The sequence below is a fragment of the Micromonospora sp. NPDC047753 genome, assembly GCF_040642735.1.
GTDB lineage: Bacteria > Actinomycetota > Actinomycetes > Mycobacteriales > Micromonosporaceae > Micromonospora.
Genome location: NZ_JBEYSL010000840.1, coordinates 1 through 1472, shown reverse-complemented (window position 1 = coordinate 1472; position 1472 = coordinate 1). Strand labels below are relative to the sequence as shown.

1 protein-coding gene is annotated in these 1472 nt (G+C 69.4%); it reads left to right on the top strand.

Annotated features, from left to right (window positions below; translation table 11 throughout):
- Positions 1–1415: arabinofuranosidase catalytic domain-containing protein (locus ABZ749_RS35070; RefSeq protein WP_357235685.1), on the top strand; the 1415-nt coding region annotated here is incomplete at its 5' end.
- Between the last annotated feature and the right edge of the window lie 57 nt (positions 1416–1472).

Genomic DNA, 1472 nt, shown 5'->3' with positions numbered 1-1472 from the left:
CCGCCGCGGCGGCCACCATCCCGCCCGGGCAGAGCACCCCCATCGTCGGCACGCCGTCCGGCCGCTGCCTCGAAGTGCCCAACTCCAGCACCACGAACGGCACCCAGACGCAACTCTGGGACTGCAACGGTGCCGCCGGCCAGACCTGGACGTGGACGTCGAGCAAGCAGATCCAGGTGTACGGCAACAAGTGCCTGGACGCCTCCGGCCGCGGCACCACCAACGGCACCCAGGCGATCATCTGGGACTGCAACGGTCAGAACAACCAGCAGTGGAACGTCAACAGCAACGGCACCATCACCGGCGTGCAGTCCGGGCTGTGTCTCGACGCCAACGCCGCCGGCACCGCAAACGGCACCAAGATCATCCTTTGGGCCTGCAACGGCGGCACCAACCAGCAGTGGGCCTCGCCGACCACCACGACCCCGCCGCCGACCAACCCACCGACCGGCGCGCGCCCGTGCGACATCTACGCCTCCGGCGGCACCCCGTGCATCGCGGCGCACAGCACCACGCGCGCGCTCTACGAGGCGTACGCCGGCAACCTCTACCAGGTCCGACGCTCGTCGGACAACACGACCCGCAACATCGGGCTCACGGGCACCGGCGGCACCGCCAACGCGGCGACGCAGGACTCGTTCTGCACCGGCACGACCTGCGTGATCACCGTGGTCTTCGACCAGTCCGGGCGCGGCAACGACCTCTGGTACCAGGGGTCGAGCGTCGTTCCGGGCTCCCCGCAGAGCAGGCCGGCGATCGCCACCTCGGAGTCGCTGACCGTGGGCGGCGCGAAGGCGTACTCGCTCTACATCAACCCGGGCAACAGCTACTGGCGCGACGGGCACCTCACCGGAGTGCCGACCGGCGCGGCGCCCGAGGGCATGTACATGGTCACCAGCGGCACCCACGTCAACAGCGGATGCTGCTTCGACTACGGCAACAGCGAGACCACCCGCAAGGCCGACGCCGCCGGGGCGATGGACGCCATCAACTTCAGCAAGCAGTGCTGGTTCGGCGGCTGCTCCGGCAGCGGCCCGTGGGTGCAGGCGGACCTGGAGTGGGGTCTCTTCCCGGGCGGCAGCAGCTCCTGGAACCCGAACCAACGCTCGTTCGCCAGCAAGTTCGTCACCGCGACGCTGAAGAACAACGGCACCACCCGGTTCGCCATCAAGGGCAGCGACGCGCAGGCCGGCAGCCTCTACACGCTGTACGACGGCTCGCTCCCGCCGGGATACAGCCCGATGAAGAAGCAGGGCGCGATCATCCTGGGCAGTGGCGGTGACTGCTGCAAGCCCGACGGCGGTGCCAACCTGAGCGCCGGCACCTTCTACGAGGGGGCGATGGTCGCCGGCTATCCGTCCGACGCTGTCGAGAACGCCGTGCAGGCCAGCGTGGTGACCGCCGGTTACCGCTGATCCTGACCACGCCGTACGAGTCGTGCGCCGGTCACCACCTCGTGGTGACCGGCGCAC